The sequence below is a fragment of the Dellaglioa sp. CoH-57-MRSF-21 genome, assembly GCF_056781915.1.
Map to the genome: position 1 here is coordinate 49390 of NZ_JBXAXU010000005.1, position 15188 is coordinate 64577.

Consider the following 15188-nt stretch of genomic DNA (forward strand, 5'->3'; position numbering starts at 1 on the left):
TGATAGCATGATACAGACAAAAAAAAACATCAAAAATAGAGGGTACCCCCACACTTTTTGATGTTATTTAAAAAATAAATGATTTTATTATTAATCTAAATTATCATTCATAAACTTAACGACTTTTTTAGTATATAATTCTGGATCCTTACTGAACGCTTTTCCGTGACCTGCGCCCTTCACAATCCACAATTCCTTCGTACCTGCTGAGGCTTTGTAGTTGTCATAAACCATTGCGCTAGGAACGAAATCATCCTTGTCGCCATGAATGAATAATGTTGGTAATTTATTTTTCTTTAATTGTTTAACAGAGTCAGCTTCTGCAAAAGAGTAGCCCGCACGTAACTGAGTTACCCAACTAGAAGTTGTTATTAATGGTTCTTTTGGTAAATTGAATTGGAGTTTCAATTGATAAGCTAACAAATCTTCAACATTTGTATAACCACAATCTTCAACAATTGCTTTAACTTGAGTTGGTAACTTTTCACCACTCATCATCATGACAGTAGCACCACCCATGCTAACTCCAAACAAGCCAATCTTTTGATCTGTTCCCTTTTCGGCAATTAATTTTTTGGTCCATTTAATGTAATCTAAGCGATCTTTCCATCCGAAACCAATATAATCGCCCTGACTTTTACCTTGGCCTCGATCATCTGGCGCTAAAACGTTATAGCCATTATCATGAAATAATTTTATATATGAAGCCATACTTTCTTTATTTTCCATGTAACCATGTGCCACAACAACTGTTTTTAAAGATTTAGTTGCCGCCGGTACATAGTCAGCAACTAATTTTAAATTTTCACCTGCTGATGTTTCTGTCCAGTTTTCTTTTTTAGTACTGGCCAACCATTTTTTTGCTTCAATTGTTCGCTTTGGTGTTCCTTTTGATGTTCCCGTTAATGTTTTTTCTGTATTTTGAATGGCATAGTGATAGAGATAGAAACTACCCCCTGTAATTGCAACCGCTAATAACACTAAAATACTGACAATCCAAATTATAATTTTCTTTTTCATTCAAAGAAACTCCTTTATCGTTTATGCCATTAACGTATTATAGCATTGTTTATTTTATAATTCACGTTTTAATTTAAAAAAATAACCACATTAGTTGGATAAACTAGTGTGGTTACTAAATAAATAACGGTTTATTTAATTTCTTTAACTTCTTTTAATACGTTTTGCATTACTTTTGCTTTTGTTTGTGCCTTGAAAATTGTTGTTGCTTGTTCTGCAATCTTAGCTTGATCAGCTTTCGAGATTGATGCATCTTTCATCATAGCATTTGTGACAGCTGCTTTAACAAAAGTAGCACCATCCGCAGCAAGTTTAGCTTTTCCTGCCTTTGTATTCATTTTAGCTGCTTCTACTTTAGCAATTTTAGGCATGGCCTTAGCTTGCTTAACCGTTAATGTTGTCCAACTCTTTTTAACGTAGAATGTATGCGTACGTTTTACTAAAGTTTTATCGTTATTAGCGATACCAAACATTAATCGATACCCATTACCTTTATAAGTCCAACGGGTTTCTTTAGTAACTAATTTGTTACTCTTAGCATTTTCAACAATCTTGCTAGTTGTATCGTCTGTCTTAGTTGCCTTTGTTTTCTTTTGTGATGCCGTATTTTTATAAATAACGACTTTTTCAGATCCATCTGTACCGATAGGCTGATATAGTAACATGTCCATCTCTTTAGAACTAGAAGCTAATTGTTCTGTCTTAGTTGTCGTTACTTTTTCCATTCCATAATGTGCACTGTAGTTAGCAACAATTAAGCCACCTGTAAGAATAATACAAAGTGCAAAAATGCCACCTAAAATGTAGCTCAGTACATTATTACGGATGAGGTTCCACGTAAGGAAGAATAAAATAATTGAAAGAATTAATAATAAAATAATCATTATTTATTACCTCCATTTTTTAAAACTTGTTGTTTTGATTTTAAGAAGAATGAAAATCCGAGCCCAACCACACAGAAAACGACTGCGATGATAAAGGCAGCATGATAACCACTTAATGTCGCATCAATAGCTTTTGTTTTGTAATCTAATGGTGCCGATTTAAGCATTGATTTAGCTGGTAATGCAGCTGTTGTTACATTTGTTAGAACGGAAATCATAACCGCTGTTACGATTGAACTTGCGATTTGACGAGCTGTATTATTAACAGCCGTTCCATGACCCATCAAGTTAGCTGGTAATGCATTCATCCCTGATGTTGTTGTTGGCATCATAACCATTGAAATCCCAAACATACGAACTGCATACATAATTGTGATGTATAAAGTTGGCGTATCTTTTGTTAAGAAAACGAATGGAATTGTACCAAGTGTTAATAAGAACATACCACCAGTTGCCAATTTCTTAGCACCATAAATATCGAATAATCGTCCCGTTATCGGACTCATAATCCCCATCATTAAAGCACCAGCCAATAAGGTTAATCCTGACTCAAATGCGCTATCTCCACGTACAATTTGGAGATACATTGGTAGAATCATTTCAACACCGATCATAGCCATGTTAACAATTGAACTTAAAACGGCTGCAATTGTGTATTCTTGGGAAGCAAAAACACGTAATTCCAAGAAAGGATTTTCCATTGTTAATTGACGCCATATGAATAAACCAATAAAAATAACACCCACAACAAGGAAACTAAGTACTGAGGTACTTCCCCAGCCGTTATCTCCAACTGTTGAGAATCCATAAAGTAAGCCACCAAATCCAATTGTTGATAAAATCAATGATAAGACATCAATTTTAGATTTGTGTGTTTTGATGACCGGTTTCATAAACCAGAAAGAAGCCACAAAAACAATTCCTACTAATGGAATAATCATACCAAAAAGATCACGCCATGAAGCATTATCAATAACCCAACCTGAAAGTGTAGGTCCAATTGCAGGAGCTAGTCCGATAACTAAACCGGCAAGTCCCATTGAAGCACCACGTTTTTCGGGTGGGAAAATTGAAAGCATAATCGTTTGTAATAAAGGCATTGTTACCCCAACACCGACTGCTTGAACTAAGCGAGCTGTTAACAATACCCCAAAATTAGGTGCGATAAATGCTAAAACTGTTCCTAATTCAAAGATACCAATAGCACCTATGTATAACCATTTGGTATTTACACGACTACTTAACCATGCACTAACTGGAATTAAAATCCCGTTGACTAACATAAATCCTGTTGTTAACCATTGAACAGTTGACGTTGTTACGTCAAATTCATCCATTAATGTTGGAAATGCAGTTGCTAAAATTGTTTGATTCAAAACCGTACAAAATGTCCCTACTAATAAAATTGCAATTAGCATGGGGCGATTATATGGTTTACCCTTTGCATCTAATCCATCCATACTTAAAACCTTCTTTTTCTTTAATTTATCTTCGAAGACTAATATAAGACTATCTCGCTTTAATGTCAAGTAAGTTGACAAACGTTTTAATATATATATAATCAGTATAGTAAACATCACAATGAGATTGTTAGATAAATTTTTATTTAGGAGGTATATTCGTTTGGCAGATATGGACGATATTGCAAACATTAAAGATTATGCAAAAAGAATGGCCGTTATTATGAAGAATGATACATTTTCAATCGGAATCGGTGAAATTGCCGAAACAACTGGGCTCACTCAGAGTCAAATTCGTTATTGGGAACAAAAAGGCTTTATTGATTCTATTAATACTAATAAAAATCAGAATAGAAAATATTCTTACCATACCTTATCAATTATTCGATTAATTAAATCTTACTTAGACTCTGGATTTACACTTAAAACAGCTGCCGCTAAAGCAAATGCCCATAAAGAAATGGGTAAAATGGTTCGTCAGATATTTACGGATCGTTTCGTTGGCGTGGAAGAAATCGATGGTTTACCCTGTATTAATCTCGGTTTCTTTGATAAAGAAGAAACTCAAACGTTATACATTGTCATTCATGATGACTCAACTGAAATAAAAGTTGTTCCGGTAAAATAAAGAAGCTTTCAATACTTGTTTGTAGACAAGTATTGAAAGCTTCTTTATTATCATATCTATTTTAGACCCATAATCCCCCATGCAATCATGCCAATGAGTGCAAAAATAATCCAGTAATAGCGAGCTAGGAATTCCCACCCATTATTAATCGGTTTATATTGCCACTCACGCCATCTATGATTTTCGTGCCAATCTTTATCTGATTCATCTTCTTCTATAAATCGTTTAATTCTAGTTTTAAACTCTGACGTTTTTTTCACTGGCATCGCCACCAAAAAGTAATATTTCTACAGGGACGTCTAAAATTTTGGCTACCGATTCAATTTTTCCCAAATCAGGTTCAGCTTCTCCTGTTTCCCATTTTGATACAGCTTGTCTTGATACAAACAATTGATTTGCCAATTCTTCTTGTGACATTTTTTTCTCTTTACGTATTTTAACGAGTTGTTCCGCAAATATAATTTTCATCCCTATAACCTTCTTTCCTCTATTTAACATCTCAAATATTAGCATACAGCAAGGGGTGCAACAGGCAACCGCTAGTTGAAAGGGCCGCAACTAAAAATAGCATGCGGCAAATTAAATTTGCAACACACTATTTGTCTAGATTTAGTTTTGTTTTTTAATCAACTAACCGCTCAGGCATCATATCTTTTAAAAATTCAACAGCACCATCGCTAACCATTAATTTTTCCCGATCATTTTTAGCTAAGGTTCTTTTTATAGTTTCTTCTTGTCCATTCAATAACTTTGATGTCCACTTAGGATCAATTAAGAGTGAACGACCAACGGCTACTAAATCAGCGTTAGCCAAAACACCATTAACATCTTCCCGAGTCCGAACATCTCCTACCCCGATTAATGGAACACGACCATTTATCTTTTCTTGGACATAATCCATTCTTGATTTTTCATTGAAATTTATATTTCTCGAAACACTATTATACTTACCTAATGAGATATGTAGATAATCTAATTTTTTATCAGCAAGTTTATCAATCAAAATCATTGAATCTTCCATACTAATACCTGGCTTTTCATATTCTTCAGGCGAAAAGCGGTAACCAACAATAAAATCTTTTACACCTGATTGATCAACACTCTCAATAACACCATCAACTACATCATTAATGAATTTAAATCGCTTATCAAGCGTGCCACCCCAAGCATCATGACGTCTATTTGAGTGTGGTGAAAAAAATTGTTGTAGTAAATACGTATTCGCACCATGCAGTTCAACGCCATCAAATCCCGCTTTAATTGCTCGTTTTGTTGCTGATTTAAAGGATTCAATCAACTCTAAAATTTCAGTTTCTGACAATGCTTTAGGAATTTCTGCGTCTGGTCTTTCTGCCGCAACAGCACTGGCTGAAACTGGTAATTGTCCTCTAAGTACCGTTGAATTTGTCATACGACCCGCATGGAAAATTTGTAAAATAGCTTTAGTCCCATTCTTTTTGATTGCCGATGCCAATCTCGTTAGCCCGGGAATAAACTTATCATCATAGATGGCAAGTGAGCCTTCCCAACCTTTTCCATTTGCTTGGACACTGGTAGCTGCCGTAATAACAGCCCCAACTTCGCCTGAATGTAGTGCATAATAATCTGATTCATCATGTGTAACAACTTCATCATAGTAGCTCATCTTAACGGTCATTGGCGCCATTAAGATTCTATTTTTCAATTCCAATCCCCGCCTGAATCTAAAGGTATCCGTCATCTTTTTTGTCATCGTTATTCTCCCATTCAGTCGTTAGTTTTATTTAAATTAGTCATACCATACTACTCAAAATTATGTTGCTAGATTAAATGATGCGCTCATTGTCTCACTTACAAAGAAATCTCTCAATGATGATAAATCTTAATTTTTTCTATTATTCAAACTCAATTATTATGATTCCTTCATCAGATAGGTATAATAAAATTAAAATACATGCTATTTAAGGAGCAAACCATTATGAAATTCAGACAATTAATTTATACAGTAACTCTTACAACATTAGCTGTCTTGAGTCTAGGATCTGTTGCCTCTGCTGCAACTAATGATTCAAGCTCAGCTTCATCAACATCGGGCACAACAACTGACTGGTCAAATCCAGTTGTCACATTAGGAACAAGTTTAACAGATTCACAAAAATCAGGAACACTTTCAACTTTAACAGCTAGCTTAAACGGTAGTTCTTCATATTCGACATTACCCGTAAATGGCGCAACTTTAGTTAAATATCTCAATAGTTCTGGTGGCTCATTTACATCAACTTCAGGTGTCTGGTCATCTGCTATGGTTCAAAAAACGAGCAGTGGTTCTGGTATCAACGTTGAAATTTTAGACTACAATGGTAAAAATAACATCACCACAATTACAGAAAACCAATATAAAAACGCCGCATTAACAGCTGGTGTAACTGATGCCAATATCTATGTCACTTCTGCTACACCAATAGATGGATCAGGTGCTTTAGCTGGTGTTTATGCAGCCTTCGCTACAAACGGGGACGCTCTAAATACAAAACAAGTCACTGCCGCACAAAATGAAATGTCGACTTTAAGTGACATTACACAAGCCAATAAAAGCAAAGATGGGTATACTGATTCACAATTGAATAACGCTGTAGCCGGTGCTAAAAATGATATGGCTAAAGAAGGTAGTTCTATTACAAATAATCAAATTACTACTATTGTAAATAACCAAATCACAAATAATAACTTAACAAATGTCATTACTGATAATCAAAAACAAGATATTATTGCCGTGTTAATCAAGATTCGTGATTCAGGTGCTTTAGATTCATCAAATTTCAAATCACAAGCAAGTAAAGTTGCAACAAATATTCAAGATGGTGCTAAAGATATTTTCAGCAAATTAGACACAGCTGAAAATCGAAACTTCCTACAAAAAATTTGGGACGCAATTGTTTCATTTTTTAACGCTATCTGGTCAGCTATTAGTTCTTGGATTTCATAAATAAAACTAACCATATAGGTTTTAAGAAGAACTTACAGTTTTAGACTAAAAATCTTACTGTAGGTTTTTTTAGTTAACTAATCAAACGGAGGCATGATACTATCACGAAGAAAAAAATATTAAGTGTCATTTTCATCCTATTAATAGTAAGTGCCGCATGTACCTTTTACGCATTTAAAATAGAGCCTTACCGCGTTGTCGTTAAAAATATTGCTTTAAATAAGGCAGATACTACTAAAAAGAAACTTAAAATTGTGCAAATTAGTGATGTCGAAATAGCAGATGATTATACACCTGAAAATTTCGGAAAAATTGTTAATAAAATCAATCAAGAAAAACCAGATTTGGTCTTATTTACAGGTGATTTATTCAGCAATTACAATCAATACCATCCCGTAACAGCTATTGTTCAAAAACTAAGTGAAATTAAATCAACCTATGGAAAATACGCAGTATATGGAAATAAAGATTACGGTGGCGGTGCAGCCAGAGTTTACACTACTGTAATGAATCAAGGTGGTTTTACTGTCCTTAAAAATAGTTCAACGACTATCAATGTAGGTGGAAATTCATCCATTTGGTTGGGTGGTGTAGATGACTCTCAATTAGGTATCCCCGATGTCCAAACGACAGTAGCTCCTGATAAATCCAATTCAACGTACCATATTTTAATGGCTCATGAACCTAGTTTGTCAAATGGTTCATTTAATACCGTCGATTTAATTTTAAGTGGTCACACACATGGTGGCCAAATTCGTATTCCTTTCACTAATAAAGGATTATTATCTGATCATGACGGAGATGGTGGCTACTCTAGTGGCCTTTATACACTAAAGAACAATACAAAATTATATGTTAATAGTGGTATTGGAACATCTCGAATCTCAGCTCGATTCCTAGTACCTCCACAGATTGCAGTATTTGACTTGTATCTTTAGTAATAGTCATTTTAAGCTACTCATAATTATTGGACAAAAAAAGTGTATCGTCAAAAATTAATTGACGATACACTTTTTTTAAACATTTTTACGTTTGAAAACAAAATAACCTAAAAATAAAAATAGTGCCGTATAAGCTAGATTACCTATAATCAATTCGTTATTCGTTAATTGAGTTAGTTTTTCAAACTCCTGTCCGTCTGCCCACTGATTACTTAAATTCATCATATTAAGTGGATTCCATTTAATCCAATCCCATTTAGCAATAGCTAACATTTGGATTCCTGATAAAATAGATGTTAAGAAATAAAAAACAATACCAGCTGCAATCGAAGCACCTGAACTACTAAAGATACTAGCCAATAATAATACCAAACTTAAAATCAACCAGGTACTAATAAAATTCCCCACTAACGTTGTTATTAAAGACATAACAATCGTTTGGTTATCTATTTTATCTGACAAGGATACCATTGGTAAAAGCACTAATTTAGCTATAATTGAAGCCACGAATATTAAAACATTCAAATAAATCGAATAGATTAATATTGTAAGCCATTTACTAGCTAAAACAGCTCCACGTGAATATTTCCGATAAAGCAAATCCTTAATTGTACCAAACTGTGTTTCCATAGCAATAATAACACTTGCTGACGCAATTAAAATGAAAATAATTAATTGAATAGATCCAAATCCACTTTGTACCATGCTTGCTGGATCGAAAATCGAACTATATATTTTTGTTAAAAGTGCTACCCCAAAAATAAAAACAAGTAATATCGCTGATATAATCGCTGTAGATTTCTTTTTACCTAACTTAAATAATTCTTGTTTAACTAAAGTTAACATTAAGCCTTACCTCCGTCATTACTATCTAATAAATTCAATAGTGATTCTTCCATATCATGTTCTTGATGACGTACATCATTTATTTGAATTTTATTATCGTAGAGCACTTGGATAATATTTGCTAAAGTATCTTGTTCGTCTACCTTTACTTTAACTGTTTGATCAACTGCCAATTCATAATTAGCGGCCTTTAAAAGAACTTTAGCTTGCTCGTTTGACGTCGTCTCTAGTAAAACATATCGCTTACTACTATCACTTAATTCAGTAGTAGACATTGCTTTCATTATTTTACCTTCATTTAAAATAATAAAGTGATCAACAATTTTCTCTAATTCACCTAAAATATGACTTGAAATCAAGAACGCTGTCCCGCGTTTAGATAACTTTAAAACAAGTTCGCGGACATCACGTGTTGCTTGAGGATCTAATCCGTTCATAGGTTCATCTAAAATAATTAATCTTGGTCTATTTAATAAAGCTAATGCAATTCCTAATTTTTGCTTCATTCCTAATGAATATGATTTAGCTTTACGATTAATGTAATCTGTCATATGCAAATCAGCAACAATTTCATCTAATTCTTCTTTGGTATTGATTTCAGAGAATAATTTTAAATGATCATAGCCACTTAAAAATGGATAGATACCAGGATATTCAATTAAGGCACCAACTTCTTCTAACCCTTGATGGCTAGTTGTTGATACAATTTTACCGTCAATTGTTATTTCTCCAGTTTGGTAATTTGATAATCCAAGAATTGATTTCATGATGGTTGTTTTACCAGCGCCATTAGCACCAACAAGCCCAACAATCTCACCTTCTGCGATTGTAAAATTAATACCTTTGAGGACTACCTTTTTACCGAAACTTTTAGTTAAATTGTTTATTGTTAACATTTCTTTCAAATTGAATCCCTCCCAATAATTGCTTTTACATTCCTATAAACAGTAGTTTAGCACAATTCCCTTTTATTACATACTAACAAGTCTGTAAGGTCAAAATGGCTACCTATTCTTAGAGAAATAGGTAGCCATTTTACTTTTATTTTTTATTTTTCGAAAAAATACGTTGCAATTTTTGACTAATATTTTGTGGACGATAAATAACAATATAAGCAACAATGACTGTAATACAGCCGCTTATCAAGCCATATCCTATTTTTTCCCCAATTGTATCATAATTAACTACAGCCATTAAAATAGCTATATAAGCCGTTGTAAAAATGAGTAGTGGTAGTTTTAAATAATCGAATTGTAAATAAGGACTATCCTGTTCTAATGATAATTTGTTGAAATAATGAACTGCCATCACTATCATCAATAACCCAGCAATCAAGTATATAAATCCTAGTACAAGATAATAAGTATTAGACATGTCTTGCGTTTGATCAAAAATGAATCCTTCAAAGTAAGCAAACCATATCAAGGCCGAGCCAGTGAATCCCAACGCAGTGACGACAGATGCTACAACCCGACGAACTAAAACACCTACCACAAGGCCAACACTGTATAGCGCAATCAATTGACTACTATCTAAGAATAAATGTATCATTCTATCTGATATAAAATTTGGATTACTTACTGAGATAGCTACATCAGCAACAAATGTTGTTATAATTGAACCTACAATAAAAGTAAGTAAGGCAGGTAGTAACATTAGACCAATTTTTTTTAAGAAAATGCGTTTTCTAGAAAATGAGCTTGAAAATATAAATTCATTAAATTTAGTTTGCATATCATACATATTAGTAAATATCCCTAATAAGATAGCACCCAGACTAAAAATAACTAGTGCTGTTTTTGCATTTTGAAATGTACCATCATGAATACTTACATCTTTTATTTTAATATTATTTTTTTCATATGTTGCTCTGCTAACTGAACCTATTTTACGATGATCCGCTTTTGCCGAATCTTTTTCACTTTGAACAAACTCTGTATAAGTAAGATTGGCCGCGTCTATTCCCGTAGTGTCAACCGAATTATGTAGTGTAAACCCCATAACAACCACAATAAGTGCAACAAGTGATAAAACAATCCACTTATATCTCTGCCAAATAATCTGATTCAATCTTCTATTAACTGTCACTACTTCCCACCTCCGGTATTTTCTTTAGCCGAAAGACTTGCTCGGAATAAATCTTCCAACGTTAACGGTAATTCTTCGAATAATGCCGGATCTTCAGCTTCAATTTGAGCTTCAATTTCATCTGAATAGTGTTCAAATAAAACAGTGACGACACGACCTTGAATACTCATTGCTCGGCTATTTTCTTTAATGAAAGCTGGAATTTCTTTTGATTTAAACACCAATTGAACTTTTCGTGATTCTGAACGCGTGTCTTCCAAACGATAATCACTCACAATATGTCCATCTTTTAAAACCATTGCGCGATCGATTAATCGATCTAATTCTTCTAAATTATGTGAAGAAATAAGTACACTTCGCTGGTCTTCAGCAACGGCATCAATAATAATTTGGAAAACTTGTTTACGGACAATTACATCTAACCCGTCCAGTGGTTCATCTAAAATAACATATGGTGCACCAGTGGAAAAGGCCAAAATAATATTAAATAATCCTTGCATCCCTTTAGAAAATTGACGATATTTTGTTTGTTTAGGTAGGTTGTATTCTGTGACCCAATTATCATATTTTTGACGATCAAACGTTTGATAAGCGAGTTCATAGAATTCGACAATCTTATCTATTGTGTAGCTGTCTAAAAAATTATTCTGTGTATCTAAATAAAAGAGTTTTTCCTTCAATGATGAATCTTCTTTCATCCATTGATCATCAATTAAAATATCACCTTGATCTGGTATGTATTGGCCTGAAATTGATCTGAATAAGGTTGTTTTACCAACTCCATTACGACCAATTAGACCCACTATTTCCCCTGGGACTAAAGACATATTAATATCATTAAGTATCTCTTTGTCACTAATTTTCTCTGATAAACCTTTAATTTCAAATCCCATTCTTAGTCCTCCTTTTCAAAATACGACTTAACCCAACCCTGAATCTCATCTTCTTGGACACCGAGATAGGTCACTTCTTTAATCGTATCTAACAATGCCTCACGATTTTTTTGGATTTGTCGTTCATCGCGATTGCTCTCATTATTGGCTTTGACATATGTCCCTCGACCTTTAACTGTCACGATTACATCCTGTGATTCTAAAACTTTATACGCTTTACTAACCGTATTTGGATTCATTTCATGAATTTTAGCCATTTCTCTAACTGACGGCAACTTGTCTTCTGTCTGCAAAATTCCTTTAAAAATATCTTCTTTTATACCTGATATCAATTGTTCATAAAACGGTTTACTACTCGTCTTATTAATTTGCAATTATCTCACCTCATCCATGTGTACTATAATACATAGTACACATATTAAATACAACCCTTTTAGACATAAAAAAAGAGATAATAACAAATTGTTATTATCTCTTTCAATTACATTTATTAAACTGTAGCGTTCACAAAGGCTTGGAATAAACCTTCTGGACGTTGTGGTCTTGATAAAAATTCTGGATGGTATTGAGCTGCCACAAAGAATTTATTTTCAGGAATTTCAACAACTTCAACTAAACGATTATCTGGAGATGTTCCAGCAAAAACCAATCCTTTATCAGCAAGTTGTTCACGGTATTCGTTATTAAATTCATAACGATGACGGTGACGTTCTTGGATAACTTCTTGATTATCATAAGCTGCAGCTGCTACCGTTCCTGGTTTTAATTTACATGGATATAAACCAAGACGTTGTGTTCCACCCATATCTTCAACATCTTCTTGATCTGTCATCAAGTCGATAATGTTATGTGGTGTTTCTGGAACAGCTTCAGTTGAATGTGCGCCTTGGAGCCCAACAACGTTACGTGCAAATTCAATACATGCCATTTGCATACCAAGACAAACACCTAAGAATGGAACATTATTTTCACGCGCATATTGAATTGAAAGAATCATCCCTTCAAGTCCACGATTACCGAATCCTCCTGGAACGATGATTCCATCAGCATCTTGCAACGTTTCAACAATATTACTTTCATCTAATTTTTCTGCATCAACCATTGTGATTTTAACATCAGCATCAACAGTGTATCCAGCATGTTTCAATGCTTCGGCAACAGAAATATAAGCATCTGGCAATTTAACATATTTACCAACCAACGCAATATTGATTGTTTTCTTCAAATTTAAAACTTGTGTTTCAAGTTTTTGCCATTCAGTCATATCTGCTTCTGGTGTTGTTAATTTCAAATGATCAACAACGATTTGGTCCATTTTTTGTTTTTGTAACGCTAAAGGAATCGTATATAATGTATCAACATCCATTGATTCAATAACGGCTTCTGGTTCAACATCACAGAAATTAGCTAATTTATTACGCATATCTTGCGAGATATGTTCTTCAGTCCGAACAACCAACATATCTGGTTGAATACCCAATCCGCGTAATTCTTTAACACTATGTTGTGTAGGTTTCGTTTTCATTTCACCTGCAGCTTTTAGGTAAGGAATCAATGTTGTATGAATATAAATAACATTATCTGAACCGACATCAGCTTTCATTTGACGTAATGCTTCAAGGAAAGGCAATGATTCAATATCACCAACAGTTCCACCTATTTCAGTAATTACAACATCAGAATCCGTTGTTGTTCCAGCACGCATAATTTTTTCTTTAATTGTATTTGTAATATGTGGTATAACTTGAACTGTGGCACCCAAATAATCACCACGACGTTCTTTTTGTAAAACTTCTGAATAAATTTTACCAGTCGTTACGTTTGAATATTGATTTAAGTTAATATCAATAAAACGTTCATAATGACCAAGATCTAAATCAGTCTCTGTACCATCATCAGTTACGAAAACTTCCCCATGTTGATAGGGACTCATTGTTCCTGGATCCACATTGATATAAGGATCAAACTTTTGAATAGTAACTTTCAAGCCTCTATTCTTTAATAAACGGCCAAGAGATGCTGCAACAATCCCTTTACCAATTGACGAAACAACGCCACCTGTAACAAATATATATTTGGTCATTATAAATCTCCTTTGGGTTAATTTTTGTGGGGATTCTGTGTTTGTGGCCTGATAGTTATTGTTCATTATGTCTATAAAAAACAACAAGCCCCCTAAGCCGAGTAGAATAATCTAATCAGTGTAGGGAGCTTGTATCAACCGTGCGTTTGTCCTCGCAAGAAATACCTGCGAGGCGCCCAAAAAATATATTACAGGGTTTTGACGAAATCGTCAAGTCCTTTTAATTATTTTCCTCGTCGTCTTCTGCATCTTCATCGGATATTTCAGATAATTGATCTTCAATACCTTCTGGTAATTCTTCTTCATCATCAGAATTACTATCAGCTATTTCATCTAAATCTTTATCATAACCTTTAATTTCTGTATCTTCATCATCATCTTCGTCGTCATCTTCATAAGTTGCATCTAAATCGTCGTCCTCAGGATCATCATCATTGTAATCAATAACGTCATCATCATCAGCGGCATCTGCTAAGAAAGCATTAACTTTCTTACGTTTTTTACGTTTAGGACGATCTTCATCGTCTTCATCTTCTACATGAGCAACAGCTTCATCGATTGAATCGAAGGGATACCATGAACGTAATCCCCATAAGTTCTCTCCAAGTGAAATGAAGCTACCATCAGCATTTAAATCTGTGTAAAATTGTGATAAGCGATCTCTCACTTCTAAATCATTTTTACCAAGATATGTTTGGATTTCATTAGTTAAGTCAGCAAAACCCATGACGTCACCATGTTGCGATAAGATTGCGTGAGCAACCTCGATCATTGATAACTCGTCTTTGTTTTGGCCATCGAATTGTTTAAGCTCCAACTAGCACACGTCCTTTCCAAAAGTCTACTCTTAATCATACATTTTTATGCCGTAAATTGCAATCGTATATTATAGTCTCCCAACAATTCACCGCTTGTTGTTAAGCGATAATCAATATCAAGTGATCCCGAAATTGGTTGGCTATTTAACTGACTTTTTAATTGCGTTGTTTCAATTTCAATTGGAATACGACCATACGCTGTTTTATAAACCCCATTAATTTTTTTTTGCGCTAAAAAAATTAATTTTGTGCGTATATCATCTGTTTCTCGAGTTAATTGAATTTCACCATCATCTTGCAATTTAAAGGTAACTGGATTTTTTTTACCAGACTCTGCGTCTTCTTCTTTATATCTGATATACATCCCATCGCCTAAACGAACGAGTTGTCCCGTTGTTTCGATGACATAGCGTTCAACTTCGCCTTCTTGTGTTTTAATTGTTTCCAAATGGATCGCAATTTGTTTATCTAACGTGATTGCCATACAACTTAATTCCTCCATTCACCTTATCGTTTCACTGTATTATAACTTAGATTTAAATGAATGTCGTTACCTATAATC

The 15188-nt window shown here is 34.0% G+C and carries 17 protein-coding genes; 3 read left to right on the top strand and 14 right to left on the bottom strand.

Features of this window, described 5'->3' with window-relative positions; all coding sequences use genetic code 11:
• Window positions 1–90: 90 nt before the first annotated feature.
• From AC1RPQ_RS06250 to AC1RPQ_RS06260, 3 genes are all read right to left on the bottom strand, one after another.
• The gene (locus tag AC1RPQ_RS06250; RefSeq protein WP_481761762.1) at window positions 91–1020 is read right to left on the bottom strand and encodes an alpha/beta hydrolase; all 930 of its coding nucleotides are present in this window, start codon (window positions 1018–1020) and stop codon (window positions 91–93) included.
• Between the two features lie 131 nt (window positions 1021–1151).
• Window positions 1152–1904, bottom strand: coding sequence for a DUF4811 domain-containing protein (locus tag AC1RPQ_RS06255; RefSeq protein WP_481761763.1), 753 nt, complete (start codon window positions 1902–1904; stop codon window positions 1152–1154).
• Entirely contained in the window at window positions 1904–3364 is a 1461-nt protein-coding gene (locus AC1RPQ_RS06260; protein ID WP_481761764.1) for an MDR family MFS transporter, read from the bottom strand. The genes AC1RPQ_RS06255 and AC1RPQ_RS06260 overlap by 1 nt, the downstream gene beginning before the upstream one ends.
• Before the next feature lie 172 nt (window positions 3365–3536).
• On the opposite strand from AC1RPQ_RS06260, the gene AC1RPQ_RS06265 reads away from it, so the two are divergent.
• Window positions 3537–3992, top strand: coding sequence for a MerR family transcriptional regulator (locus AC1RPQ_RS06265; RefSeq protein WP_481761805.1), 456 nt, complete (start codon window positions 3537–3539; stop codon window positions 3990–3992).
• Between the two features lie 56 nt (window positions 3993–4048).
• Here the strand turns inward: AC1RPQ_RS06265 and AC1RPQ_RS06270 are convergent, their stop codons facing one another.
• The 3 genes from AC1RPQ_RS06270 to AC1RPQ_RS06280 all read right to left on the bottom strand — a co-directional run bounded on the left by AC1RPQ_RS06270 (window position 4049) and on the right by AC1RPQ_RS06280 (window position 5724).
• A complete protein-coding gene (locus tag AC1RPQ_RS06270; RefSeq protein WP_481761765.1) occupies window positions 4049–4252 on the bottom strand; it encodes a hypothetical protein in 204 nt (67 codons plus the stop codon).
• Window positions 4230–4460 carry a helix-turn-helix domain-containing protein gene (locus AC1RPQ_RS06275; RefSeq protein WP_481761766.1) on the bottom strand — a complete coding sequence of 77 codons (231 nt, stop codon included), beginning with the start codon at window positions 4458–4460 and terminating at the stop codon, window positions 4230–4232. Before AC1RPQ_RS06275 ends, AC1RPQ_RS06270 begins: the two co-directional genes overlap by 23 nt.
• Window positions 4461–4614: 154 nt before the next feature.
• Complete coding sequence (locus AC1RPQ_RS06280) at window positions 4615–5724, bottom strand: NADH-dependent flavin oxidoreductase (protein WP_481761767.1); 1110 nt, start codon at window positions 5722–5724, stop codon at window positions 4615–4617.
• Window positions 5725–5949: 225 nt separating this feature from the next.
• Here AC1RPQ_RS06280 and AC1RPQ_RS06285 point away from each other — a divergent pair, with 225 nt between their 5' ends.
• A complete protein-coding gene (locus tag AC1RPQ_RS06285) occupies window positions 5950–6957 on the top strand; it encodes a DUF1002 domain-containing protein (protein WP_481761768.1) in 1008 nt (335 codons plus the stop codon).
• 254 nt (window positions 6958–7211) lie between these two features.
• The gene (locus tag AC1RPQ_RS06290; RefSeq protein WP_481761769.1) at window positions 7212–7895 is read left to right on the top strand and encodes a metallophosphoesterase; all 684 of its coding nucleotides are present in this window, start codon (window positions 7212–7214) and stop codon (window positions 7893–7895) included.
• A gap of 78 nt (window positions 7896–7973) precedes the next feature.
• On the opposite strand, the gene AC1RPQ_RS06295 is transcribed toward AC1RPQ_RS06290, so the two are convergent.
• From AC1RPQ_RS06295 to AC1RPQ_RS06330, 8 genes are all read right to left on the bottom strand, one after another.
• The gene (locus AC1RPQ_RS06295) at window positions 7974–8744 is read right to left on the bottom strand and encodes an ABC transporter permease (protein ID WP_481761770.1); all 771 of its coding nucleotides are present in this window, start codon (window positions 8742–8744) and stop codon (window positions 7974–7976) included.
• Window positions 8744–9640, bottom strand: coding sequence for an ABC transporter ATP-binding protein (locus AC1RPQ_RS06300; RefSeq protein WP_481761806.1), 897 nt, complete (start codon window positions 9638–9640; stop codon window positions 8744–8746). The genes AC1RPQ_RS06295 and AC1RPQ_RS06300 overlap by 1 nt, the downstream gene beginning before the upstream one ends.
• Window positions 9641–9785: 145 nt before the next feature.
• Window positions 9786–10832: a hypothetical protein gene (locus AC1RPQ_RS06305; protein WP_481761771.1), complete on the bottom strand. Its 1047-nt coding sequence runs from the start codon at window positions 10830–10832 to the stop codon at window positions 9786–9788.
• Window positions 10832–11725 (bottom strand): ATP-binding cassette domain-containing protein, encoded by an 894-nt coding sequence (locus tag AC1RPQ_RS06310; protein ID WP_481761772.1) that lies wholly within the window; start codon window positions 11723–11725, stop codon window positions 10832–10834. The genes AC1RPQ_RS06305 and AC1RPQ_RS06310 overlap by 1 nt, the downstream gene beginning before the upstream one ends.
• A 2-nt stretch (window positions 11726–11727) precedes the next feature.
• Window positions 11728–12099: a GntR family transcriptional regulator gene (locus AC1RPQ_RS06315; protein WP_481761773.1), complete on the bottom strand. Its 372-nt coding sequence runs from the start codon at window positions 12097–12099 to the stop codon at window positions 11728–11730.
• A gap of 116 nt (window positions 12100–12215) precedes the next feature.
• On the bottom strand, window positions 12216–13808 hold the full coding sequence (locus AC1RPQ_RS06320; RefSeq protein ID WP_481761774.1) for a CTP synthase: 1593 nt from the start codon (window positions 13806–13808) through the stop codon (window positions 12216–12218).
• Between the two features lie 220 nt (window positions 13809–14028).
• Window positions 14029–14625 carry a DNA-directed RNA polymerase subunit delta gene (gene rpoE, locus AC1RPQ_RS06325; RefSeq protein WP_481761775.1) on the bottom strand — a complete coding sequence of 199 codons (597 nt, stop codon included), beginning with the start codon at window positions 14623–14625 and terminating at the stop codon, window positions 14029–14031.
• A gap of 44 nt (window positions 14626–14669) precedes the next feature.
• Window positions 14670–15110 (bottom strand): YwiB family protein, encoded by a 441-nt coding sequence (locus tag AC1RPQ_RS06330; RefSeq protein WP_481761776.1) that lies wholly within the window; start codon window positions 15108–15110, stop codon window positions 14670–14672.
• Window positions 15111–15188 lie beyond the last annotated feature (78 nt).

Bases quoted from the DNA above. Each gene is read 5' to 3' on its own strand.
- AC1RPQ_RS06330 (WP_481761776.1), bottom strand. From the start codon at position 15,110: ATGGCAATCACGTTAGATAAACAAATTGCGATCCATTTGGAAACAATT.
- AC1RPQ_RS06320 (WP_481761774.1), bottom strand. From the start codon at position 13,808: ATGACCAAATATATATTTGTTACAGGTGGCGTTGTTTCGTCAATTGGT.
- AC1RPQ_RS06280 (WP_481761767.1), bottom strand. From the start codon at position 5,724: ATGACAAAAAAGATGACGGATACCTTTAGATTCAGGCGGGGATTGGAA.
- AC1RPQ_RS06310 (WP_481761772.1), bottom strand. From the start codon at position 11,725: ATGGGATTTGAAATTAAAGGTTTATCAGAGAAAATTAGTGACAAAGAG.
- AC1RPQ_RS06250 (WP_481761762.1), bottom strand. From the start codon at position 1,020: ATGAAAAAGAAAATTATAATTTGGATTGTCAGTATTTTAGTGTTATTA.
- AC1RPQ_RS06300 (WP_481761806.1), bottom strand. From the start codon at position 9,640: ATGTTAACAATAAACAATTTAACTAAAAGTTTCGGTAAAAAGGTAGTC.
- AC1RPQ_RS06295 (WP_481761770.1), bottom strand. From the start codon at position 8,744: ATGTTAACTTTAGTTAAACAAGAATTATTTAAGTTAGGTAAAAAGAAA.
- AC1RPQ_RS06260 (WP_481761764.1), bottom strand. From the start codon at position 3,364: ATGGATGGATTAGATGCAAAGGGTAAACCATATAATCGCCCCATGCTA.
- AC1RPQ_RS06265 (WP_481761805.1), top strand. From the start codon at position 3,537: ATGGACGATATTGCAAACATTAAAGATTATGCAAAAAGAATGGCCGTT.
- AC1RPQ_RS06275 (WP_481761766.1), bottom strand. From the start codon at position 4,460: ATGAAAATTATATTTGCGGAACAACTCGTTAAAATACGTAAAGAGAAA.
- AC1RPQ_RS06255 (WP_481761763.1), bottom strand. From the start codon at position 1,904: ATGATTATTTTATTATTAATTCTTTCAATTATTTTATTCTTCCTTACG.
- AC1RPQ_RS06285 (WP_481761768.1), top strand. From the start codon at position 5,950: ATGAAATTCAGACAATTAATTTATACAGTAACTCTTACAACATTAGCT.